The organism is Pantoea dispersa (assembly GCF_019890955.1).
Lineage (GTDB): Bacteria > Pseudomonadota > Gammaproteobacteria > Enterobacterales > Enterobacteriaceae > Pantoea > Pantoea dispersa.
In genome coordinates, this window is sequence record NZ_CP082346.1 from 2,248,047 (window position 1) to 2,270,165 (window position 22,119).

General features: G+C 58.1%; 19 protein-coding genes and 1 other RNA gene. 5 read left to right on the forward strand and 15 right to left on the reverse strand.

Annotated features, from left to right (window positions below; translation table 11 throughout):
* Positions 1-37 precede the first annotated feature (37 nt).
* From sufE to sufA, 6 genes are read right to left on the reverse strand one after another with little or no spacing between them, the layout of a single operon-like run.
* Complete coding sequence (gene sufE, locus K7H94_RS10395) at positions 38-454, reverse strand: cysteine desulfuration protein SufE (RefSeq protein WP_021506228.1); 417 nt, start codon at positions 452-454, stop codon at positions 38-40.
* Between the two features lie 20 nt (positions 455-474).
* Entirely contained in the window at positions 475-1,698 is a 1,224-nt protein-coding gene (gene sufS, locus K7H94_RS10400) for a cysteine desulfurase SufS (RefSeq protein ID WP_058769697.1), read from the reverse strand.
* Entirely contained in the window at positions 1,695-2,972 is a 1,278-nt protein-coding gene (gene sufD, locus K7H94_RS10405) for a Fe-S cluster assembly protein SufD (protein WP_059012320.1), read from the reverse strand. Before sufD ends, sufS begins: the two co-directional genes overlap by 4 nt.
* A complete protein-coding gene (sufC, locus tag K7H94_RS10410) occupies positions 2,947-3,693 on the reverse strand; it encodes a Fe-S cluster assembly ATPase SufC (RefSeq protein WP_021506231.1) in 747 nt (248 codons plus the stop codon). The genes sufD and sufC overlap by 26 nt, the downstream gene beginning before the upstream one ends.
* A gap of 39 nt (positions 3,694-3,732) precedes the next feature.
* The gene (sufB, locus tag K7H94_RS10415; protein ID WP_222951005.1) at positions 3,733-5,226 is read right to left on the reverse strand and encodes a Fe-S cluster assembly protein SufB; all 1,494 of its coding nucleotides are present in this window, start codon (positions 5,224-5,226) and stop codon (positions 3,733-3,735) included.
* A gap of 7 nt (positions 5,227-5,233) precedes the next feature.
* A complete protein-coding gene (gene sufA / locus K7H94_RS10420; protein ID WP_010616252.1) occupies positions 5,234-5,608 on the reverse strand; it encodes a Fe-S cluster assembly scaffold SufA in 375 nt (124 codons plus the stop codon).
* A gap of 390 nt (positions 5,609-5,998) precedes the next feature.
* On the opposite strand from sufA, the gene K7H94_RS10425 reads away from it, so the two are divergent.
* A complete protein-coding gene (locus K7H94_RS10425; RefSeq protein ID WP_021506233.1) occupies positions 5,999-6,403 on the forward strand; it encodes a hypothetical protein in 405 nt (134 codons plus the stop codon).
* Between the two features lie 30 nt (positions 6,404-6,433).
* On the opposite strand, the gene ydiJ is transcribed toward K7H94_RS10425, so the two are convergent.
* Positions 6,434-9,487, reverse strand: coding sequence for a D-2-hydroxyglutarate dehydrogenase YdiJ (gene ydiJ, locus K7H94_RS10430; RefSeq protein ID WP_222951006.1), 3,054 nt, complete (start codon positions 9,485-9,487; stop codon positions 6,434-6,436).
* A gap of 204 nt (positions 9,488-9,691) precedes the next feature.
* Between ydiJ and ydiK the strand changes: the two genes are divergently transcribed.
* On the forward strand, positions 9,692-10,804 hold the full coding sequence (ydiK, locus tag K7H94_RS10435) for an AI-2E family transporter YdiK (RefSeq protein ID WP_021506235.1): 1,113 nt from the start codon (positions 9,692-9,694) through the stop codon (positions 10,802-10,804).
* Between the two features lie 330 nt (positions 10,805-11,134).
* An RNA gene (gene rprA / locus K7H94_RS10440) (antisense sRNA RprA) lies at positions 11,135-11,242 on the forward strand.
* A 140-nt stretch (positions 11,243-11,382) separates the two neighbouring features.
* On the opposite strand, the gene ppsA is transcribed toward rprA, so the two are convergent.
* Entirely contained in the window at positions 11,383-13,770 is a 2,388-nt protein-coding gene (gene ppsA / locus K7H94_RS10445) for a phosphoenolpyruvate synthase (protein WP_058757679.1), read from the reverse strand.
* Positions 13,771-14,217: 447 nt separating this feature from the next.
* On the opposite strand from ppsA, the gene ppsR reads away from it, so the two are divergent.
* Both ppsR and K7H94_RS10455 read left to right on the forward strand, forming a co-directional pair.
* Positions 14,218-15,045: a posphoenolpyruvate synthetase regulatory kinase/phosphorylase PpsR gene (gene ppsR, locus K7H94_RS10450; RefSeq protein ID WP_021506237.1), complete on the forward strand. Its 828-nt coding sequence runs from the start codon at positions 14,218-14,220 to the stop codon at positions 15,043-15,045.
* A gap of 149 nt (positions 15,046-15,194) precedes the next feature.
* Positions 15,195-16,241, forward strand: coding sequence for a 3-deoxy-7-phosphoheptulonate synthase (locus tag K7H94_RS10455; protein ID WP_222951007.1), 1,047 nt, complete (start codon positions 15,195-15,197; stop codon positions 16,239-16,241).
* 6 nt (positions 16,242-16,247) lie between these two features.
* On the opposite strand, the gene K7H94_RS10460 is transcribed toward K7H94_RS10455, so the two are convergent.
* From K7H94_RS10460 to ihfA, 7 genes are all read right to left on the reverse strand, one after another.
* Entirely contained in the window at positions 16,248-17,687 is a 1,440-nt protein-coding gene (locus K7H94_RS10460; protein WP_058776256.1) for a protein adenylyltransferase SelO, read from the reverse strand.
* 97 nt (positions 17,688-17,784) lie between these two features.
* Positions 17,785-18,528: an EAL domain-containing protein gene (locus K7H94_RS10465; protein ID WP_222951008.1), complete on the reverse strand. Its 744-nt coding sequence runs from the start codon at positions 18,526-18,528 to the stop codon at positions 17,785-17,787.
* A gap of 316 nt (positions 18,529-18,844) precedes the next feature.
* Positions 18,845-19,303: an NlpC/P60 family protein gene (locus K7H94_RS10470; RefSeq protein WP_021506241.1), complete on the reverse strand. Its 459-nt coding sequence runs from the start codon at positions 19,301-19,303 to the stop codon at positions 18,845-18,847.
* A gap of 64 nt (positions 19,304-19,367) precedes the next feature.
* Positions 19,368-20,114, reverse strand: a complete 747-nt coding sequence (btuD, locus tag K7H94_RS10475) for a vitamin B12 ABC transporter ATP-binding protein BtuD (protein WP_222951009.1) — start codon at positions 20,112-20,114, stop codon at positions 19,368-19,370.
* The gene (locus K7H94_RS10480) at positions 20,114-20,659 is read right to left on the reverse strand and encodes a glutathione peroxidase (protein WP_021506243.1); all 546 of its coding nucleotides are present in this window, start codon (positions 20,657-20,659) and stop codon (positions 20,114-20,116) included. The genes btuD and K7H94_RS10480 overlap by 1 nt, the downstream gene beginning before the upstream one ends.
* A gap of 39 nt (positions 20,660-20,698) precedes the next feature.
* Entirely contained in the window at positions 20,699-21,682 is a 984-nt protein-coding gene (gene btuC / locus K7H94_RS10485) for a vitamin B12 ABC transporter permease BtuC (RefSeq protein ID WP_222951010.1), read from the reverse strand.
* A 133-nt stretch (positions 21,683-21,815) separates the two neighbouring features.
* Complete coding sequence (gene ihfA, locus K7H94_RS10490; protein ID WP_021506246.1) at positions 21,816-22,118, reverse strand: integration host factor subunit alpha; 303 nt, start codon at positions 22,116-22,118, stop codon at positions 21,816-21,818.
* Between the last annotated feature and the right edge of the window lies 1 nt (position 22,119).

The window sequence follows — 22,119 nt, forward strand, 5'->3', positions numbered from 1 at the left end:
CAGACCCCGGTCATGGCCGGGGTCTGGAGAGTGTAACTTAGCTGAGAGACTGTGCGTTATGCCGGATCGCGCGAATCATCGCTTCCAGCCCCTGCGAACGCGAAGGGGTGAGGTGTTGCGTCAGGGCCAGTTCGCCAAACCAGTGGGCGACATCCAGTGCCAGAATCTCTGGCGCTTTCAGACCCTGATACAGGCTAAATACCACGGCAATCAAGCCCTTAACGATGGCGGCATCGCTGTCACCTTCAAAAGCAATGGTGCCGTCAGCCTGTGGGGTCATGCGAATCCATACCTGACTCTGACAGCCGGAAATGACGTACTGCGGCTGATGCAAGCTTTCAGAGGATTCTGGTAATTTTGCCCCGAGTTCAATGATGTAGAGGTACTTCTCTTCCCAGTTGGCGCAACGATTGAAGTTGCGCACCAGTTTCTCTTTTTCTGGCAGGTTTGCCATGCATAACTCCTGAAATCTGCTCAACCGCCCAGCAGACGATGAATACGCGTCAGGCCAGCCGCCAGGCGATCGGCTTCCTCTTCGCTGTTATAGAGCGCGAAAGAGGCGCGACACATCGCGGGCACCGCATAATGACGCATTAGCGGCATGGCACAGTGGTGGCCGGTGCGGATGGCAATGCCGTACTGGTCGAGGAAGCTGCCAACGTCAAACGCGTGGTGCTTACCGAGATTAAACGCTACCACGCCGCTGCGCTCGGCCGGGCCGTAAATAACCAGGTCCGGTACCGACGCCAGCTTGTCCAGCGCGTAACGCATCAGCTGGCTCTCGCGCTGATGGATGGTCTCCAGACCGAGTTCGCTGATCCACGTCAGCGCCGCGCCGAGACCAATGATGCCGCCGGTGTTCGGCGTGCCGGCCTCAAAGCGCCACGGTGCGCCATTCCAGGTGGTGCCGGTAGGCAGCATGACCTGATCGATCATCGAACCGCCGCCTTCCCACGGTGGCATGATCTCCTGCAGCGCCTTACGCGCGTACAGCACGCCAATCCCGGTCGGCCCATAGATTTTATGGCCGGAGAACACGTAGAAATCGCAGCCGATATCCTGCACGTCAACAGGGTGGTGCATCACAGCCTGAGCGCCGTCTACCAGCGTCACCACGCCCGCGGCTTTCGCCTGCGCCACGATGGCTTTCACCGGGTTAACCGTGCCGAGCACGTTGGAAACGTGCGTCACGGCCAGCAGGCGCGTACGGCTGTCGATCAGCCCCGCCAGCTGTTCCAGCGCCAGCTCGCCGTTGTCGTTAAGCGGCAGCACACGGATTTCCGCACCGGTACGCTGGGCCACCATCTGCCACGGCACGATGTTGGCATGGTGCTCCATCTCAGTGACGATCAGGTTATCGCCCGGCTGCAGCTGACTGCCGCCCCAGCTGTTGGCCACCAGATTGATGCCTTCGGTGGTGCCTTTAACAAAGATGATCTCTTCGGCTGCCGCGGCATGCAGAAAACGCGCCGCCTGGGCGCGCACGTTTTCCATATCGCTGGTCGCCTGCGCGCTCAGCGAGTGAATGCCACGGTGCACGGCCGCATAGCCGTGCTGATAGAAGTGACTCTCCGCGTTGATCACCGCGAGCGGGCGCTGTGCGCTGGCCGCGCTGTCAAGGTAGGCCAGCGGATGTCCGTTGACCTCACGACTCAGAATCGGAAACTCCGCTCTGACTCGTTCGAGATCGAAACTCATGACTCAACTCCCGGGAAACGGTCGGTAATACGTTGCAGTACCACCTGGCGCAGCGCGTCATCTTCCAGCGCTTCCGTCAGTTCAGCGGCGAAAGCATGGATGATCATCTGCTGCGCCGCGTCTTCGGCGATGCCGCGCGAGCGCAGGTAGAACATCTGCTCATCGTCGATGCGACCGATAGTCGCGCCGTGGCTGCACTTGACGTCATCGGCGTAGATTTCCAGCTGCGGCTTGGTGTCCACTTCCGCCAGGCGACCGAGCAACAGGTTGTTGTTGGTCATCTGGCCATCAGTTTTCAGCGCGTGCTGTGCCACTTTGATGTGGCCGTTAAACACCGAGCGCCCTTTGTCACGCGAAATGGTTTTGTGCAGCTGGCGACTCAGGCAGTGGCCTTTGTTGTGCTCCAGATAGCTGCGCGTATCCGCCACTTCGCTGCCTACCGGCAGCACCAGGCTGTTCAGCGACAGCTGGGTGTTCTCACCGTTCAGCTGCACGCTGGTGTTGTGACGCGACAAACCGGCACCCAGCAGGAAGCTGGTGCTGCTCACCTGCGCGTCACGGCCAATCACGATGTCGTTGTGCGCAAAGTGATAGCTGCTGCTCTCTTCAAACGCCAGCTTGGTATGCTTCAGCTGCGCATTGTCGCCCACCGCAAAGGTAAAGCGCGCGCCGGTGAAGTGGGCGCTGCCATTCAGCGTCACGTAATGCTCGATCACCTGCGCTTCCGCGCCGGACTCCAGCTCCAGATGGTGACGATGATGCACCGTGTTAAGCGCATCCGCCTGGCCGCTGGTAATGTGCAGCAGATAGAGCGGCTGCGCCGCAGCTTTGCCGCGCGGCAGACGAATCGAGGTCACCTCTTCCGCCAGACTTTCCGTCAGGTGCAGGAACACCTCCGGCTGTACCGCAGCCGGTAACGGACGTCGCTCAGCGGCACGGCTGTGCTGCACGTCAAACAGACCGGTGTCACGCGCGCTCAGCTCAGGCTGGAAGCGGCCGTCGACGAACACCAGGCAAATCGCGTCCAGCGGCAGCGCCAGCGCAGCCACCTGCTCAGCGCTCACGCCTGGCGCTTCCGCCTGCACGAACTGCTGTGCCAGCAGGCTGTCCAGCGCGGTGTATTTCCAGTTTTCATGCTTGCGCGTCGGCAGGCCAACACGCATCAGTTGCTGCCAGTGCTGCTGTGCCTGCAGCGAACGCTGTTCGCCGCGTGACTCAAACAGGTGATGCCACTGCTGCAGCGCGTTATCACTCCTGGTCGGTAAGCCAGCCATAGCCTTGCTCCTCCAGCTGTTTCACCAGCGTAAAGTCGCCAGACTTCACGATTTTGCCCTGATACAGCACGTGCACGTGATCTGGCTTGATGTAATCCAGGATGCGCTGGTAGTGCGTTACGATGATGAATGAGCGCTTGCCGTCGCGCAGGCTGTTAACGCCTTCAGCAACGATTTTCAGCGCATCGATATCCAGACCGGAGTCGGTTTCATCGAGGATGCACAGCTCAGGCTCCAGCGCCGCCATCTGCAGGATGTCGTTACGCTTCTTCTCACCGCCGGAGAAGCCGACGTTGACGGAACGGGTCAGCAGATCTTCCGGCATCTTCAGCAGCTTGATCTTGTCTTCGATGAAGTCCTGGAAGTCGAAACGGTCCAGCTCTTCCTGCTCACGGTATTTACGTACCGCATTGACCGAAGTCTGCAGGAAAAACTGGTTACTGACGCCCGGGATCTCGACCGGGTACTGAAACGCCATGAAGATGCCCTCACCGGCACGCTCTTCCGGCTCCAGCTCCAGCAGGTCTTTGCCTTTAAAGGTCACGGAACCGCCGGTGATTTCATAATCTTCACGACCGGCCAGCGTGGCAGACAGGGTGCTCTTGCCGGAACCGTTCGGGCCCATGATGGCATGCACTTCGCCCGGCTTAACCTCGAGGTTCAGACCGCGCAAAATCTCTTTGTCTTCAACGCTAACCTGTAAATCTTTAATGCTTAACATACTCTTTCCTTCACATTGCTTCCGGCAACGCGTGTGGCATCAGCCGACACTGTGCTCAAGGCTGATCGCTAACAGTTTTTGCGCTTCCACGGCGAATTCCAGTGGCAGCTCGGAGAAAACGTCTTTACAGAAGCCGTTGACGATCATCGAGATCGCATCTTCTTCGCTAATGCCGCGCTGCAGGCAGTAGAACATCTGATCTTCACCGATGCGCGACGTCGTGGCTTCGTGCTCAAGCTGCGCGCTGTTGTTGCGCGTTTCCACGTACGGGAAGGTGTGCGCACCGCAGTCCGGCCCAATCAGCATCGAGTCACACTGGGTGAAGTTACGCGCGTTAGTCGCAGTCGGCATGATTTTCACCAGGCCGCGGTAGGTGTTCTGGCTCTTACCGGCGGAGATACCTTTCGAGATGATGGTCGATTTGGTGTTTTTACCAATGTGAATCATCTTGGTACCGGTATCGGCCTGCTGGCGACCGCTGGTCAGCGCGACGGAGTAGAATTCGCCCACTGAGTAATCACCGCGCAGGATGCAGCTCGGGTATTTCCAGGTAATGGCTGAGCCGGTCTCGGACTGCGTCCACGACATTTTGCTATGCTCGCCTTCACACAGCGCACGCTTGGTCACGAAGTTGAGGATACCGCCCTCGCCTTCTCCGCCCGGGAACCAGTTCTGCACCGTGGAGTATTTCACTTCGGCGTTTTTGTGGATGATCACTTCGACGACCGCTGCGTGCAGCTGGTAGGTGTCGCGCACCGGCGCTGAACAGCCTTCGATGTAACTGACGTAGCTGTCTTCATCAGCAATCAGAATGGTACGTTCGAACTGGCCGGTTTTCGCCGCGTTGATGCGGAAATAAGTCGACAGCTCCATCGGGCAACGCACGCCTTTCGGGATGTAGACGAAGGTACCGTCGGACGCCACCGCCGAGTTAAGCGCAGCAAAGAAGTTATCGTTGTACGGCACCACGGTGCCAAGATACTTCTGTACCAGCTCCGGATGATCGTGGATCGCTTCACCGAAGGAGCAGAAAATAATGCCCTGCTCAGCCAGCTTGTCACGATAAGTGGTCGACACGGACACCGAGTCGAAAATGGCGTCCACCGCCACTTCTCTGCCTTCACGCACCGGCACGCCCAGCTGGTTAAACGCGTCTTCCACTTCTTTGGTCAGGTAATCGCTGGAGGCGACGCTGCCGGACGTCTGGGTGGCACCCGGTTCAGAGGCACAGCTGTCATCGCAATTGCCGCAGGACGGCGCGGAATAGTAGCTGTAATCCTGATAATCGAGTTTGTCGTAGTGCGCTTTCAGCCAGTGTGGCTCTTCCATCTCCAGCCAGGCGCGAAACGCCTTGAGACGGAACTCCAGCATCCACTCGGGTTCGTTACGTTTGGCCGAAATGGCACGCACCACATCTTCATTGATGCCGTGTGCCAGTTCGTCGGTTTGCAGCTGGGTGAAGAAGCCTTCTTTATAGTTCAGGCTGCCTTCCCAGGTTTGTACATCGTCAGATGCTTCGCTGTGTCGTGACATATTTCACTTACTCGACGCCAAAGCTTTCACCGCACCCGCAGGCGTGCTGAGCTTTAGGGTTGTTGAATTTAAAAATCTGGTTCAGGCCTTCGCGGACATAATCCAGCTCGGTACCGTCAACAAACGGCATCGCCTGAAGCGGCACAAACAGTTTTGCGCCATATTGCTCGAACTGCAGGTCGTCATCGGCAGGCGCTTTCACCAGGTCCATAACGTACCCAAAACCGGCACAGCCGGACTGTTTCACACCCAGTTTCAGGCCCTTAACTTCCGGGTCCTGTTCCACCAGGCTGAGAATCTGTTTCGCTGCCGACTCGGTCAGCGTGAGCCCTTTCCAGACGAATTCGTCAGGTGAAAAAGACGCTGCATTTACTGATGACATAGTGCTACCTCGTAAGTCTGGGCCTTTTCAGGCTATCCCCCTATGGTAGTGATATCAGATATCACTTCAACCTCTTGTTTTGCAGGGATAATCATCTCGTGCTGTTTTTTACTGCTGCTTTATTAAGCATAGTCCCTTCCCACCAGCTTGTGCGCGCCATTCCCGCGCGCGCCGTCAGAACGTAACCTGTTCATAAGCCGTAAATTTTCCAGTTCGCTTTTTACGTTTATGCTCTGATTGATAGGTTACGCCTTTGCTGAATGTAAAGAGATTGTTATTGCCGATTTTTGTAACAGGCAAAGGAAATCAATAAAATTTCACGGCGGGAATTGCATTCCTGGCGCGGTTTAATATGATAATGATTATCATTAACCTACTTTGGGTGGCGACATGACGCTTTCCGTCTCAGCCTGGTTACAACACAAAATCGACGAATATAAGTTTTCGGTCCGTGATATCACCGTCGACTTCTATCTGGCTCAGGCAAAGCTCAACCGCACCGATTGTTCCATTGAACAACTGCGTCGTTTTAACGATACCTGTCTCGACATGGCCGAAATCTGCCAGCTGAACGGCGACGATCACAGCTACCTGCACGCGATGGGCAAGCTGCACCACCGCTTAGTACAGGAGATGGGCAATGCCGATCGCGATCGCCTGTTCCGTATTCAGGCTTACCAACTGGCGCGCCTGTCGCTGACCCGTTTGTGTCATCAACTGGCGCTCAGCGGCGACTGGGACCAGGCGACCCGCCTGCAAAGTGATTTCGTCCGCCACGCAGGCTGGATATTCTAATCCAGCTTTGTGACGGCTCCTACAATTTGTTTACATCAATTCCAGCAAAGCCTGTAGCGGATGGCGCATACCGTTGCCCTCGGCGCGTTTCACCTGGCTGCGGCAGGAGAAGCCGGTCGCCAGACAGCGCTGACGCGGCAGCTTCTGCAGTTGGGGATGCCACGACAGTTCATAAATGCCCAGCGAGTTGGCCAGGTTTTTACTCTCGTGACCATAAGTGCCGGCCATGCCACAGCAGCCCACGTTGATATTCTCCAGCTTCGCGCCAAAACGGGCAAAAATAGCCTGCCACTGATTAGGCGTTGACGGCAGCGCCGTGACCTCAGTGCAGTGGGCAAACAGATACCAGGCTTCGCCGCTGGCGATCTGCGCGTCGCGCCCGGCCAGCGCGCCGTGCAGCCATTCATGCACCAGCTGCACACTGAACGTGCCGCGCTGCTCGCCCAGCACCTGCTGATATTCGTCGCGATAGCACAATACCGTGGCCGGATCGACACCGACCATCGGCACACCGAGCTGCGCCACCCGGTTGAGGAACTCAGCGGTTTTGCCGGCGGTGCGGGCAAAGCGCTGCAGAAAACCTTTCACGTGCTGCGCTTTCCCGTTAGGTGAGAACGGCAGCAGCACCGGCCGGTAGCCGAGTTTTTCAATCAGCCGGATGAAATCGGTCACCAGCTGCGCTTCGTAATAGCTGGTAAAGGGATCCTGCACCACCAGCACGTGCTGTTCGCGCTGGGCCGCATCCATGGCTTCCAGCTGCTCAAGCGTGACCCGCATCGCCGGGTGGCCGCTCAGCTGCTGCTTCAGGCTGGGCGAGGAGAGCAGCGGCAGATCCACCATGCCGATGTGGCGCTGGCTGAGGTCGCGCATCCACGGCTGTTTCAGGAAGAAGTTGAACACCCGCGGTGCTTTCGCCATCAGCGGCGCATAGCTTTCAACCGACGCCACCAGATGGTCGCTGACCGGGCGCAGATAGCGGGTGTGATAAAGCTGCAGGAAGCGCGATCGGAAGTTCGGCACATCAATTTTAATCGGGCACTGCGTCGAACAGGCTTTACACGCCAGGCAGCCGGACATCGCCTCTTTCACTTCATGCGAGAAGTCATATTCGCCCTGCTTCGCATGCCACGAATTGCGCGTGCGCTGAATCAGACTGCGCAGGCTGGCGCCCTGTGCTGGCAAGGCCTGCTCCAGCTTAAGCGGGTCAACGCCCTGCTCCGCCAGCAGGCGCAGCCACTCACGCGTTAGCGTGGCGCGTCCTTTTGGCGAATGGATACGATTGCGAGTGATTTTCATCGACGGGCACATCGGGCTGCGCACGTCAAAGTTAAAGCACAGTCCGTTGCCGTTACACTCCATCGCGCCGCGCCAGTCATTGCGTACCGTCAGCGGAATCTGGCGATCCCAGCTGCCGCGCGTGGCCGCATCGACCTGCATCATGGGTTCGTCGTTACCCAGCGGCGTACAGATTTTGCCGGGGTTGAGACGGTTATCCGGATCGAACGCCGCTTTGATGCGACGCAGCTCATTAAACAGCGTTTCGCCAAAGAACGCCGGACTGTACTGGGCGCGGAAGCCTTTGCCGTGCTCGCCCCACAGCAGACCGCCGTAGCGCGCGGTAAGCGCCACCACTTCGTCCGAGATCTGCTTCATCAGCATCTCCTGCTGCGGATCGCACATGTCCAGCGCCGGACGCACGTGCAGCACGCCGGCATCCACGTGACCAAACATGCCATAGCTCAGGCCGTGGCTGTCGAGCAGCGCACGAAAATCCACAATGTAATCCGCCAGATGCTCCGGCGGCACGGCGGTATCTTCCACGAACGGAATCGGTTTGGCGCGCCCTTTGGCGTTGCCGAGCAGCCCCACCGCTTTTTTACGCATGTTATAGATGCGCTCAATGCCCGCCAGATCATCACACAGCTGATAGCCCATCACGCCACCCTGCTGCTGCGCCATCAGCTCATCCAGCCGCGCGCACAGCGTGGTCACCTGCTGCGCAATCAGCGCCGCATCGTCGCCGGCAAACTCGACAATATTCAGGCCGAGCATCTCTTTGCCTGGTACATCGGTGATCAGCTCGCTGACCGAATGCCAGACAATATCCTCGCGCGCCAGGTTCAGCACTTTCGAATCCACCGTCTCCACCGACAGGGCCTGCGCCTCGACCATAAAAGGTGCATTGCGCAGTGCGGAATCGAACGAATCGTACTTAATGTTCACCAGCCGGCGCACCTTGGGAATGGGTGTGATATCCAGCCGGGCTTCGGTGATAAAGGCCAGCGTGCCTTCGGCGCCGCACAACAGGCGCGTCAGGTCGAAAGTTTGCAAATCATCACTGAACACATGGCGCAGGTCATAACCGGTGAGGAAGCGATTCAGTTTGGGGAATTTTGCCAGAATCAGTTCACGCTGCTCGCGGCAGCGGTTAAGCACTGCTTTATAGATGCGCCCTTCAGCGGTCGGCGTCGTGGCCAGCTGTTCCGCCAGCGCGGTGGGCATGGCGCGCGTATCAAGAATTTCGCCGCCCAGCAGAACGGCACGCAGGCCTTCGACGTGATCGGAGGTTTTGCCATACACCAGCGATCCCTGACCGGAGGCATCGGTATTGATCATGCCGCCCAGCGTGGCGCGGTTACTGGTCGACAGCTCCGGAGAGAAGAAAAAGCCGTACGGCCTGAGCCAGGCGTTGAGCTGGTCCTTCACCACGCCGGCTTCAACCCGCACCCAGCCCTGCTCGGTGTTGATCTCGAGGATGCGGTTCATGTAGCGCGACATGTCGACCACAATGCCCTGATTGAGCGACTGCCCGTTAGTGCCGGTACCGCCGCCGCGCGGGGTAAACACCAGGCTGTTGAAACGCGGCTCTCCGGCCAGTCGGGCGATCAGCGCCACGTCCGCCGTTGAACGCGGAAACAGCGCCGCATCGGGCAGGAGCTGATAGATGCTGTTATCGGTGGAGAGCGTGAGGCGGTCGGCATAGCTGGTCGCGGTGTCGCCGGTAAAACCTTGTTCTTTCAGCGACTGCAGGAATGTCAGCACCAGTTGAACGAGGCCTGGCGCCTGAGAAATCTGTGGGATCATTATTTCGTGACCGGGATGTTGTAAACGTTTGCGTGGTTAATTTTTTTCAGCTCTTGGTTGTATCACATTTTTTTGCCGCCCGCTGTTTTTTCAGGAAAACGGCCGCGTCGCGCTGCTTTTTCTGTTTAATTTTCAGGAAATAGATCATCATTGTGAAGGCGCCGCGGAGCGCCCTCCTGAAGGATTACTGAGGTCTGTGTTGTGATGAAAAGCCTGCAACGCGGTGTGGATCTACCGCAAATGTTGTTCTCGCTGATGTTTATTTTGCTGATGATCATTGCCTGTCTGTGGGTGGTGCAGCCGTTCATTCTCGGCTTCGCCTGGGCCAGCATGGTGGTGATTGCCACCTGGCCGCTGATGATTCGTCTGCAGCAACTGCTGTGGGGTCGCCGTTCGCTGGCGGTGATCGCCATGACGATTCTGCTGTTGCTGCTGTTTATTATTCCTATCGCGCTGCTGGTCAGCAGCCTGATTGATAACAGCGCGCCGGTGATCGCCTGGGCGACCCAGCGCCATCTGGTGCTGCCGGATCTCGCCTGGCTGCGCGATATTCCCTATGCCGGACGCAAACTCTATTCCAGCTACCATAAACTGATCGACGGCGGCGGCGCGGCGATCATGAGCCAGGTGCAGCCTTATATTGGTCGCACCACCGGCTTTTTTGTCGCCCAGGCCGGACACTTTGGCCGTTTCATGCTGCACCTTGCCCTGATGCTGCTGTTCAGCGTGCTGCTGTACTGGCGCGGTGAGCAGGTTGGTCTCGGCATCCGTCACTTTGCCTACCGCATGGGCGGACGGCGCGGTGACGCCGCCGTGCTGCTGGCCGGTCAGGCGATCCGCGCCGTGGCGCTCGGCGTGGTGGTGACCGCGCTGGTGCAGGGCGTGCTGGGCGGCATCGGTCTGGCGATTTCCGGCATTCCGTATGCCACGCTGCTGACCGTATTAATGATTCTTACCTGCCTGGTGCAGCTTGGACCGTTGATTGTGCTGGTGCCGGCAATTATCTGGCTCTACTGGAGCGGCGACACCACCTGGGGCACGGTGCTGCTGGTGTGGAGCTGCGTGGTCGGCACGCTGGATAACGTGCTGCGTCCGATGCTGATTCGCATGGGCGCCGATTTACCGATGATTCTGATACTTTCCGGCGTCATCGGCGGGCTGATCGCCTTCGGTATGATTGGACTGTTTATCGGTCCGGTCGTACTGGCGGTCTCTTACCGGCTGGTTTCGGTGTGGATGCATGAAGCGCCGGCGCCGGATGACGATCCGGAAACGGCCATCGAAGCACTGGCCGAACACGAAGAGCCGCAGCCGTAACGCGCTTCCGGCGCATAACCGGGCCCCAGGCCCGGTTTGCTTATCCGCTTTTCCCTCTCCGCACCCATCGCGATTTGCATTAGTCAGCCGTGGTTAACACTCATTAATCCGTACCACTTAATTTCGCGACACAATAATTTTTTCCATTAGTGATTTTTAAGAAAAAACGCACTTTTCAGCGTTTAAGCCCGATCGCACCGATAAAATGATTATTTTTCGCACTGATTCCTGTGCCGGATGGGTCATAAAACGTAATGAAAGATTATCAGCTTTAAACTAATAAGAGGATTCTTAAAGACGCCAGCGGCGGCGGTGAATAACATGTTCACTATGTTTTAAATCAAGCCACTGATTTTTAAACAACCTTTTTCCCCTGAGTAAAGTGAAGAATTGCTGTGTGTAGTCTTTGCCCATCCCCTGTGATGGGCTTTTTTTTGCCTGCAATTCAGCGATAAACAGAGCGGACCGGCGGCGAACGCCGTCAGCGCTGGGTTTATGGCAATCTCAGGTGATGAAAAGTAGGATGAGATAACAGACAGGTGCCCGACGGTTGCCGGGCACCAGGCAGGTATAACAGATTACGCTTTGGCCGCGTCCAGCTCAGCCAGGCTCAGCCAGGTTTCCACCACGGTATCCGGATTGAGCGACAGGCTGTCGATGCCCTGCTCCATCAGCCAGGCAGCAAAGTCCTGATGATCGGAAGGCCCCTGGCCGCAGATGCCGACGTATTTGCCCTGCTTCTTCGCTGCCTGAATCGACATCGACAGCAATGCCTTCACCGCATCGTTACGCTCATCAAACAGCGCCGACACCACGCCGGAGTCGCGATCCAGCCCCAGCGCCAGCTGCGTCATGTCGTTGGAGCCGATAGAGAAGCCGTCAAAGTGCTGCAGGAACTGTTCTGCCAGCAGCGCGTTGGACGGGATCTCGCACATCATGATCACCTTCAGTCCGTTCTCGCCGCGTTTCAGGCCCTGCTTCGCCAGCTCGGCTACCACGGCTTCGGCCTGATCGACGGTGCGTACAAACGGCACCATGATCTCAACGTTGGTCAGCCCCATGTCGTTGCGCACACGCTTCACGGCTTCACACTCCAGCGCAAAGCAGTCGCGGAAGCTGTCCGCCACGTAGCGTCCGGCGCCGCGGAAGCCCAGCATCGGGTTTTCCTCTTCCGGCTCGTAACGCTCGCCGCCGACCAGGTTGGCATACTCGTTGGTTTTGAAATCCGACAACCGCACAATCACCCGCTTCGGCGCAAATGCCGCACCCAGCGTGGCGATCCCTTCGGTCAGCCGCGCGATGTAGAACTCCACCGGATCGTCAAAACCTTTCATCATCTGACCAATCTGCGCCTGCAGTTCCGGCGTCTGCTGATCAAACTCCAGCAGGGCTTTCGGGTGCACGCCAATCATGCGGTTGATGATGAACTCCAGCCGCGCCAGACCGACGCCCTCGTTGGGCAGACAGGCAAAGTCAAACGCGCGATCCGGGTTACCGACGTTCATCATAATTTTCAGCGGCAGATCCGGCATGGTATCAACCTGCGAACTGGTGACTTCAAAGTCCAGCAGATCGTTATACACATAGCCGGTATCGCCTTCAGCGCATGACACCGTGACCTTATGACCGTCCTTCAGGTGCTCGGTGGCGTCACCACAGCCCACCACTGCCGGAATGCCCAGCTCGCGCGCAATGATTGCCGCGTGACAGGTCCGGCCGCCGCGGTTGGTGACGATCGCCGACGCCTTCTTCATGATCGGTTCCCAGTCCGGGTCGGTCATGTCGGTGACCAGCACATCGCCTTTTTCGATGCGGTGCATCTCGCTGATGTCGTGAATCACCTTCACTTCACCCGCACCGATGCGATGGCCGATGGCCCGGCCTTCCACCAGCACGCTGCCTTTGCCCTGCAGGCTGTAGCGTTCCATCACCTGTCCGTTGGAACGCACCGTTTCCGGCCGCGCCTGCACGATGAACAGTTTGCCGGTGTGGCCATCTTTGGCCCACTCAATATCCATCGGACGCTTATAGTGCTGCTCAATCAGCACCGCCTGGCGCGCCAGTGCCTGCACTTCGTCATCGGTCAGGCTAAAGCGGTCTCGCTGTTCCTGTTCCACGTCCTCAATGCGCACCTGTTCGCCGTGCTCCTGCGAATCGGCATACACCATGCGGATCTTCTTCGAGCCCAGGGTACGGCGCACAATCGCCGGGCGATTAGCAGCCAGCGTCGGTTTGTGCACGTAAAACTCATCCGGGTTGACCGCGCCCTGCACCACCATTTCGCCAAGACCGAACGCCGAGGTGATAAACACCACCTGGTCGAAGCCGGATTCGGTATCAATGGTGAACATCACGCCGGAGGAGGCGAGATCGGAACGTACCATGCGCTGCACACCGGCCGAGAGCGCCACGCCACGGTGGTCGTAGCCCTGATGCACGCGGTATGAAATGGCGCGATCGTTAAACAACGAGGCGAATACGTGCTTCACGGCCACCAGCACCGCGTCGAAGCCCTGCACGTTAAGGAACGTTTCCTGCTGGCCGGCAAACGAGGCATCGGGCATATCCTCGGCGGTGGCCGAAGAGCGCACCGCAAAGGAGGCTTCGGCGTCGTCAGCAGAAAGTTGTTCATAGGCGCTGCGGATCGCCGCTTCCAGCTCTGGCTGGAAAGGCGTATCCACCACCCATTGACGAATCTGTTTGCCGGCCTGCGCCAGCGCTGCAACATCATCAATATCCGTGTTGTCCAGCAATGCATAAATACGCTGGTTCAGTCCGCTTTGGTCGAGAAACTGATTAAAAGCGTAAGATGTCGTCGCGTAGCCGTTTGGCACGGATACCCCGAGCGACGACAAATTGGTAATCATTTCTCCCAGGGAAGCATTCTTGCCCCCTACCCGATCAACATCATGCATGCCAAGCTGGTTGTACCAGAGCACTAGCGACTGTTGGTCTTGATTGGACATTGAGATTATCCTTTTAAATGATTGGAGCACATGGAACATTTTGCTATTCGCCAAATCAGCCTGGCACAATCAATTAATAAAGACTAAGTGTTGAATCGTTAAAGCAGAAAATCAGCGTTAAAATCGGATTACTCCCCGAAAAGCGCCTTGTTGCGCAACGTAGCTATTTTTGCCAACCTATTGGCAATGCGATATTTTTCACTTTTTCATGAGGTTAGCCGCGTTTTTTGTTGCGCAACGCTTGCCGTTTTTATTTTGCGCCCGCGCGGGCAAAAGCGAGAAATTAGCGCTGAACAACCCGGTTTTTCATCTATGATGGGTAATCAGCGCAGCGTAAAAATAGATTATTCGCCGGCCAGATATGGATATTTCATTTTACCCTTAGTGAAAATGAAATATTTTAGGTGATAATGTTACGCAAAAGTAAACAAAAGCATGAGGTCAACCATGAGCACTGAACGCAGCGTATTCTATATCTCTGACGGCACCGCCATCACCGCGGAAGTGCTGGGCCACGCGGTGCTGTCGCAGTTTCCGGTGAATACCAACAGCGTGACGCTGCCGTTCGTGGAGAATGTGCAGCGCGCCCAGGCGGTGAAAGCCCAGATCAATGCGCTCTACCAGCAGAGCGGCGTGCGTCCGCTGGTGTTTTTCTCGATTGTCACACCAGAGGTGCGCGACATCATTCTGGAGAGCGAAGGCTTCTGCCAGGACATCGTGCAGGCGCTGGTGGCACCGCTGCAGAGCGAACTGGGCGTGGCCTCGATGCCGGTGGCGCACCGTACCCACGGCCTGACCGCCAGTAACTTAGGCAAATACGATGCCCGCATCGCCGCGATTGATTACACCCTGGCGCACGATGACGGTATTTCGCTGCGCGGGCTGGAAGATGCGCAGGTGATTCTGCTGGGGGTATCGCGCTGCGGCAAAACCCCGACCAGCCTGTACCTGGCGATGCAGTTTGGTGTACGCGCGGCTAACTATCCGTTCATCGCTGATGACATGGATAACCTAAAGCTGCCGCCTGCGCTGCGCGCCCATCAGCACAAGCTGTTTGGCCTGACCATCGATCCGGAACGGCTGGCGGCGATTCGTCAGGAGCGCGCTGAAAATACCCGTTATGCGTCGATGCGTCAGTGCCGGCTGGAGGTCGGTGAAGTGGAGGCGCTGTTCCGCACCCATCAGATTCGCTATCTCAACAGCACCAATTACTCTGTCGAAGAGATCGCCACCAAAATCCTCGACATCATGGGCCTGCGCCGCAGCATGTACTGACCTCACCTGCCAGGTTGTAAAGCCTGGCTGCCGTCAGTAATGAATAGCCTTTTGATTTAGCTGGTTGAATTCACGGGCTAATGGTTTATTGTGATCATCATCACTTCCCGGTATTTCACCGCTGCGAAGAACAGATTTTGAGAATCCCAATGAACAAAACTGATGAACTGCGCACCGCGCGCATCGGCACGCTGCTGACGCCGGCCGCGCTGGCGCAACAACACCCCATTTCGGCGGCGATTGCCGCTAACGTTACCGCCGCGCGTCAGCGCATCGCGCGCATCCTGACCGGTGAAGATCCACGCCTGCTGGTGATTATCGGCCCCTGCTCGCTGCACGATCCCAAGGCTGCGCTGGAGTACGCAGAGCGTCTCAATCTGCTGCGTGAACAGCACAAGGACCGGCTGGAAATTGTGATGCGCGCCTACTTTGAGAAGCCGCGCACCGTGGTGGGCTGGAAAGGCCTGATTTCCGATCCGGATCTCGATGGCAGCTTCGACGTCAACCGCGGCATCGCTATCGCGCGCCAGCTGCTGCTGGATATCAACGCCATCGGCATGCCAACCGCCACGGAATTTCTCGATATGGTGATCGGCCAGTTTATTGCCGACCTGATCAGCTGGGGCGCGATTGGCGCGCGCACCACCGAGAGCCAGATTCACCGTGAAATGGCCTCGGCGCTCTCCTGCCCGGTGGGCTTCAAGAATGGCACCGACGGCAACGTGCAGATCGCGGTTGATGCGATTCGCGCCGCGCGTGTCAGCCATATGTTCCTGTCACCCGACAAAACCGGGCAGATGACGATTTATCAGACCAGCGGCAATCCGCACGGTCACGTGATCCTGCGCGGCGGGCGTCAGCCGAACTACCACGCTGAAGATGTCGCCGCTGCGGCCGCCAACCTGCGCGACTTCAACCTGCCGGAACAGCTGGTGATCGACTTTAGCCACGGCAACTGCCTGAAGCAGCATCGCCGCCAGCGCGATGTGGCGCAGGACGTGGCGGCGCAGATCCGTGCCGGTTCGCGGGCAGTGGCGGGGGTGATGATTGAGAGTTTCCTGCAGGAGGGTAATCAGAAAGTGGTGAGCGGCCAGCCGCTGACCTACGGCCAGTCGATTACCGATCCGTGCCTCAGCTGGGATGACAGCGCGGAGGTGCTGGCGCTGCTGGCGGCTGCCGTGGACAACCGCTTCTGATGCCTGCTAGCTGGAGCAGCTTACCTCCAGCGTTTTTCCCCACTCCGGCGGCCGCTGGCGCAGTTCCGGGCTGATGGCCGCCTCGTTAAACGGCTGCTGCAGCGCCAGATGTAATCTGGCCAGCGCCGCCGTTTCCCCCTGCTCAACCTCATCGATCACCTGCTGGGCCAGATAGTTGCGCAACACCAGCGCCGGGTTAGCCGCTTTCATGACTGCCTGACGCTGCGCATCACTGACGCCGTCCTGCAGCAGGCGCTGACGATAGCCGTGATACCAGCGGTCAAAGGCGTCACGGTCGATAAACTCGTCGCGCAGCGGTGAACGCGTCTCTGCCTGCTGCGTCTCGCTCAGCAGGCGGAACGTCAGGGTGTAATCGCTGTGCTCTGCGGTCATCAGCGCCAGCAGGTCAGTGAGAATGGCGTTATCCCCCGCATCGGCGGTCAGCAGCCCGAGCTTCGCGCGCATTTTCTCGCCCCACACCCGCATCAGCTCGCTCTCGTAATGGCTGAGAGCTTGTTTCAACTGCTCAGTGCTCAGCAAACCGGACAGCGCGTGCGCCAGGCGGTTGAGATTCCACAAGCCGATCATCGGCTGGTTGCTGAAGGCGTAGCGCCCCTGATAATCGCTGTGATTACAGATGAAATCCGCATCGTAGTCATCAAGGAAACCGTAAGGCCCGTAATCGAGCGTCAGGCCGAGGATCGACATATTATCGGTGTTCATCACGCCATGCGCGAAGCCGACGCTCTGCCACTGGGCAATCAGGCTGGCGGTGCGTTTGACGATATCGGTAAACCACAACAGGTAGCGATCGGCCTCCTGCTCCAGCTGCGGCCAGTGATGATGAATCGCGTAGTCCGCCAGCTGGCGCACTTTCTCCGGCTCGCCGCCGTAATAGAAATGCTCGAAGTGACCAAAGCGCAGATGGCTGTCGGCGATGCGCATCAGCATCGCGCCGCGCTCGCGGGTTTCACGCTGGACCGGTTCGTCGCCAATGGCCAGCGCCAGCGCGCGCGTGGTCGGGATGCCAAGATGGTGCAGCGCTTCCGAGGCGAGAAACTCGCGCACGCTGGAACGGATCACCGCGCGGCCATCGCCCATGCGTGAATAGGGGGTCAGGCCCGCGCCTTTCAGATGCCAGTCAAGTTTGCGGCCGTCGGCCAGTTGCTGTTCGCCCAGCAGCAGACCACGTCCGTCGCCCAGCTGGCCAGCCCACACGCCAAACTGGTGCCCGCTGTAGACCTGCGCCAGCGGCGACATGCCGGGAAGTAACGCTGCGCCATACCACACGCCGTGGCCTTTGCCAGCAAACAGCGCGGCATCCAGACCCATCTCCTGCGCCAGCGCGGCATTGTGATAACACAGCCGCCCGCCGGCAAGCGGCGTTGGGTCCAGCGCGGTGTAGAATCCCGGCAACGTCTGCTGCCAGCTATTAATAAATTGCATCGACACTCCGGAAGGTGCGCAACGATGCGCCACCCGCATTGCGTTTAAAGATAAAGCGTAGTCTACCGTCGGGGTGACGGAGAAGACAGATGAAAGGTTACTGCTGTGAAGGCGTGATGAGCGTGACGTGCGGATAGATGAGATCGCTTAACCGTTCCGCTTTAACCACCGGGAACAGGCTGCCCTGCAGCTGTGCGCCGCTCAGGGAACTGACTTTCTCCAGCAGGGCATTATCGTCAACGCCACAAATAATTATTTGCGGGGCGTAAGCGGAAAAATTATCGATAACAGTCTGAATAAATGGCGTAAATGAGGCACGTTTCGCCAGCGCATGAATAAACGCTTTGTCCATTTTTAACACGCTAAACAGATTTTCGTATACTGCCGTAGCCGGTGCTTTTCCTGCCCCAAATTGAGAAAGCGATAAGCGAAATTCCTGTTGCAGGCGTGCTAACAGCGGCTGCTTTTTGCCAGCAGATAATTGCGGAAACGTTTCACTGATATCCAAAACAATAAAGGGAAGTTGTTTAAATTTCCTTAAGAGAAACTCACTGGCCAATAGCGTCGTGGCCATAGATTCATCAATACGAACCAGCGCGATAATTTGATGTAACTCAAAAAAGTCACGGTACTTTTCCAGCAGCACTAACTGGCTCTGCAGCAAACGTAATTGCTGGGCATCGTCAAGCTGCGGCAACAGCAAGTCCTGCGGCAGCGTAATCGGCGCACTGTCATGAACAAACTGGGTGACCAGCTCAACCGCAGTCAGCTGGCCCGCCAGAGAATAGGCAGGATAAAACCAGGTTTCCGACTGATAGTCGGCAGATAAATGGACTTTCATTTTTTACAGCCAGATGCAGTGGCAATTGGCGCATCGTATATCAATGAAAACGGTCAGGCAATAGGACCAAACGTTAGAAGAGACGCCGTTTTCTGTCTAATTACCGACTTTTCTGCATCAAATAATACTTAAGCCAAATGATCCAGGTTAATGTCCATACTGATTAAATTCACTGACGTCTATTTTTAGTCGCAAACCCGATTGCGGTAAAGTGCCATTTTAAATGAGAGTTATATCTGGCGGAAAAAAACAAATAAATCGGATCAAAACCCATCTGTTTATTACGCCTTTTTTTAACACTAATGGGTTAAGCGGATTAGATGCGACGCGCCTGCCAGAATACTTTGCGCCAGTAAACATTATCCAGCGAGGAGCGGATCACGCCCTGGCTGGTGGAGGCGTGAATGAAGGTATTGTCGGTGTCATAGATGCCCACGTGCAGGCCATTTTCACCGCTGCCGGTTTTGAAAAATACCAGATCACCGGGCAGCAGATCGCTTTTATCGATGCGCGTGCCGATATCAGTCTGATCAATCGTTGAGCGCGGCAGCTGCAGGTCAAAGCGGTCACGAAAGGTCAGGTAGACAAAACCCGAGCAATCCACGCCACCGCGGCTTAACCCGCCATAGCGATAAGGTGTACCGCGCCAGCGGCTGAGCTGATCGTTAAGTTGCGCAATCACGGTGATGGAGTCAGACAGACGGCCATTGGGCGGCGGCGCATGATGGCTACAGCCCGCCAGCAGCAACACGAGGAGAAACAGGGTCAGCCGCATCAGAATAGTCCTTAAAAACGTCGTCCGGCTGACACTGTAGCGACAAAGCGGCGCGGCGCGCAAGTCAGGGAAGATAAAGCAGCGGCCCCTGTGGCGTCTCCAGCTGCACGAATTCGGCCTGATAAAGCGGTGCCAGCCGCTCGGCGGTCAGCACCTCGCGCGGCCTGCCCTGACTGACTACGCGGCTCTGATGCATCAGCCAGACGCGATCGGCATGGCGCAGACTGTGGTTGAGATCGTGTCCGCTGGCGATAATGGCGATGCCGGCCTCGCTGAGCTGCAACAGCAGCTTATCCACCGCGCGCTGCTGTGCGATGTCGAGCGCGGTGAGCGGCTCATCCAGAATCAGTAACGCACCGCGCGGATTAATTGCCGGATGGATCTGCAGCACCACCGCTGCCAGGCGCACCCGCTGCCACTCACCGCCGGAGAGCTGCGCCAGCGGTCGCGTCAGCTTATCCTGCAAGCCAAGCTGCAGCAGCAGGTCAGTGAGCGTCGCCTGCGCGTTATCGCCGCCCGGCGGGCTGTGCAGCCGCAGATAGTGCCACACCGGCAGCGCCGCAGGTGCCGGCTGCTGCTGCGGGAGCCAGGCGCGCTGCTGCGCCAGTGCGGCACCCGACCAGCTTCGCAGCGGCTGGCCGGCCAGCGTCAGCTGCCCTTCGGCGTCGAGCAGGCCAGCGAGCGCGGTCAGCAGCGTGCTCTTGCCGGCGCCGTTAGGGCCGACCACGTGCACGCGCTCACCGCGGCGGAGCTTCAGCTCCCCCGCGCTCAGCCGTCCGGGCACGCGCAGGTCGTGGCACTGCAGCAGCATTACGCCGCCAGCGCCTGCTCAATGCGCTTCAGAATGATCGGATCGTCCGGCGTCATGTCCGGCGAGAAGCGCGCGATCACCTCACCCTGTTTGTTGATGAGGAACTTTTCGAAATTCCACAGGATATCGCCCGGCGCTTTCGGCGCGCGGCCTTTGCTCTCCATGCGCTCAAGGAAACCGCTGCCTGCCGGGCGTTCGGCTTCCGGCTGCGCGGCGACCAGCTGACGGTACAGCGGATGCCGCTGCTCGCCGTTGACGTCCGTTTTGTCGAACAGCGGGAAGGTTACGCCGTACGTGGTGCTGCAGAAGGTTTTGATCTCTTCATTGCTGCCCGGTTCCTGCTCGAGAAACTGATTGCAGGGGAAGCCCAGCACGCTGAAATCTTTGTCCTGCCAGGCCTTCTGCAGCGACTCCAGCTGTTCATACTGCGGCGTCAGGCCGCATTTTGATGCTACGTTAACCACCAGCAGCACCTTGCCCTGATACTGTGCCAGCGTGGTTTTTTCACCGTCCAGCGTAACCAGTTCTGTCTGATAAAGGCTCATCGTCGATTCCCGTTGTTGATTGCACTGTGCCAGCCGCAGCTAGCGCGAAGACTTCACTATTAACATGATAAACAGCGGCGCGCCGAGCGTGGCAGTGACCACCCCAATCGGCAGCTCGGCCGAGGTGAGCACCAGCCGTGCCAGAATGTCCGCCGCCAGCAGTACCGCCGCGCCCGCCAGCGCCGCGGCCGGCAGCAGGTAGCGATGATCGCTCAGGCCGCTGAGGCGCAGCAGATGGGGGATAACCAGTCCGACAAATCCAATCGCACCGGCCATCGCCACGCTGACGCCCACCAGCCAGCCCATCGCCAGCACCAGCAGATTACGCCACAGCAGCAGTGGCAGGCCGAGCTGCCGCGCCGACACCTCCCCCAGCGCCAGCAGATTAAGCGTCCGGGCGCTGGCCAGCAGCGCCAGCGTCACCGGCAGCAGGGCCAGCATCATCCAGCTGTAGCGCCAGTCGATACCGCTAAATCCACCCATCATCCAGTACATCAGCTGGCGCAGATCGAGGCTGGTGCTAAAGTACACCGCCCACGTCATGATGGCGCTACAGATAATGCCGAGCGCCACGCCGGTCAGCAGCAGACGGCTGGCCGACAGCTGGCGATGGGCAAAATGCAGCAGGATCAGCGTGATCAGCAGCGCGCCCGCCATCGCTGCCAGCGCCAGGCTCCACAGTGCGCCGTTACCCAGCAGCACCGCCAGCACCAGGCCAATGCCGGCACCGTTCGATACGCCCAGCAACCCGGGCTCCGCCAGCGGATTGTTGAACAGCGCCTGCATCACCACGCCGCAGACTGCCAGCGCCGCGCCCACCAGCAGCACCGCCAGGGTGCGCGGCAGGCGAAGCTGCCAGACGAACAGATCGCCGCTGGCAGAAAACCATTGCAGCGGAGATATCCAGCTGTCGCCCGTGCACAGACTGAGCACCAGCAGCAGCAGCACTGCGGCAGTAAGCGCGCCGAGCCAGCGCCGGCTGCGACGGTCGGCCTGTTGGGCCAGCTGATCCAGCAGAGTCATAAGTAAGATTGGCAGAGAAAACAGAGATTTGATTGTAGAGAGATTACGCTAAAAAGAAAGCCGCGCCTGCAGCGTGCTGCCGGGATTGCGCGCATAAAAAAGGCCGCTGAGCGGCCTTTTTGTCATACTGAAATCAGTCAGCATCCTTGGGTGACGCGTTCTCCACGCGACTTTTCAACTTCTGCCCCGGACGGAATGTCACCACGCGGCGGGCGGTGATTGGAATATCTTCCCCCGTCTTCGGGTTACGGCCCGGACGCTGGTTTTTGTCACGCAGATCAAAATTACCAAATCCGGACAGTTTTACCTGTTCTCCGTTTTCCAACGCGCGGCGAACTTCTTCGAAAAAAAGCTCTACCAACTCTTTGGCATCGCGTTTGCTCAACCCGAGTTTTTCAAACAGGTACTCTGACATTTCAGCTTTTGTAAGCGCCATA

Bases quoted from the DNA above. Each gene is read 5' to 3' on its own strand.
- sufE (WP_021506228.1), bottom strand. From the start codon at position 454: ATGGCAAACCTGCCAGAAAAAGAGAAACTGGTGCGCAACTTCAATCGT.
- sufS (WP_058769697.1), bottom strand. From the start codon at position 1,698: ATGAGTTTCGATCTCGAACGAGTCAGAGCGGAGTTTCCGATTCTGAGT.
- sufD (WP_059012320.1), bottom strand. From the start codon at position 2,972: ATGGCTGGCTTACCGACCAGGAGTGATAACGCGCTGCAGCAGTGGCAT.
- sufC (WP_021506231.1), bottom strand. From the start codon at position 3,693: ATGTTAAGCATTAAAGATTTACAGGTTAGCGTTGAAGACAAAGAGATT.
- sufB (WP_222951005.1), bottom strand. From the start codon at position 5,226: ATGTCACGACACAGCGAAGCATCTGACGATGTACAAACCTGGGAAGGC.
- sufA (WP_010616252.1), bottom strand. From the start codon at position 5,608: ATGTCATCAGTAAATGCAGCGTCTTTTTCACCTGACGAATTCGTCTGG.
- K7H94_RS10425 (WP_021506233.1), top strand. From the start codon at position 5,999: ATGACGCTTTCCGTCTCAGCCTGGTTACAACACAAAATCGACGAATAT.
- ydiJ (WP_222951006.1), bottom strand. From the start codon at position 9,487: ATGATCCCACAGATTTCTCAGGCGCCAGGCCTCGTTCAACTGGTGCTG.
- ydiK (WP_021506235.1), top strand. From the start codon at position 9,692: ATGAAAAGCCTGCAACGCGGTGTGGATCTACCGCAAATGTTGTTCTCG.
- ppsA (WP_058757679.1), bottom strand. From the start codon at position 13,770: ATGTCCAATCAAGACCAACAGTCGCTAGTGCTCTGGTACAACCAGCTT.
- ppsR (WP_021506237.1), top strand. From the start codon at position 14,218: ATGAGCACTGAACGCAGCGTATTCTATATCTCTGACGGCACCGCCATC.
- K7H94_RS10455 (WP_222951007.1), top strand. From the start codon at position 15,195: ATGAACAAAACTGATGAACTGCGCACCGCGCGCATCGGCACGCTGCTG.
- K7H94_RS10460 (WP_058776256.1), bottom strand. From the start codon at position 17,687: ATGCAATTTATTAATAGCTGGCAGCAGACGTTGCCGGGATTCTACACC.
- K7H94_RS10465 (WP_222951008.1), bottom strand. From the start codon at position 18,528: ATGAAAGTCCATTTATCTGCCGACTATCAGTCGGAAACCTGGTTTTAT.
- K7H94_RS10470 (WP_021506241.1), bottom strand. From the start codon at position 19,303: ATGCGGCTGACCCTGTTTCTCCTCGTGTTGCTGCTGGCGGGCTGTAGC.
- btuD (WP_222951009.1), bottom strand. From the start codon at position 20,114: ATGCTGCTGCAGTGCCACGACCTGCGCGTGCCCGGACGGCTGAGCGCG.
- K7H94_RS10480 (WP_021506243.1), bottom strand. From the start codon at position 20,659: ATGAGCCTTTATCAGACAGAACTGGTTACGCTGGACGGTGAAAAAACC.
- btuC (WP_222951010.1), bottom strand. From the start codon at position 21,682: ATGACTCTGCTGGATCAGCTGGCCCAACAGGCCGACCGTCGCAGCCGG.
- ihfA (WP_021506246.1), bottom strand. From the start codon at position 22,118: ATGGCGCTTACAAAAGCTGAAATGTCAGAGTACCTGTTTGAAAAACTC.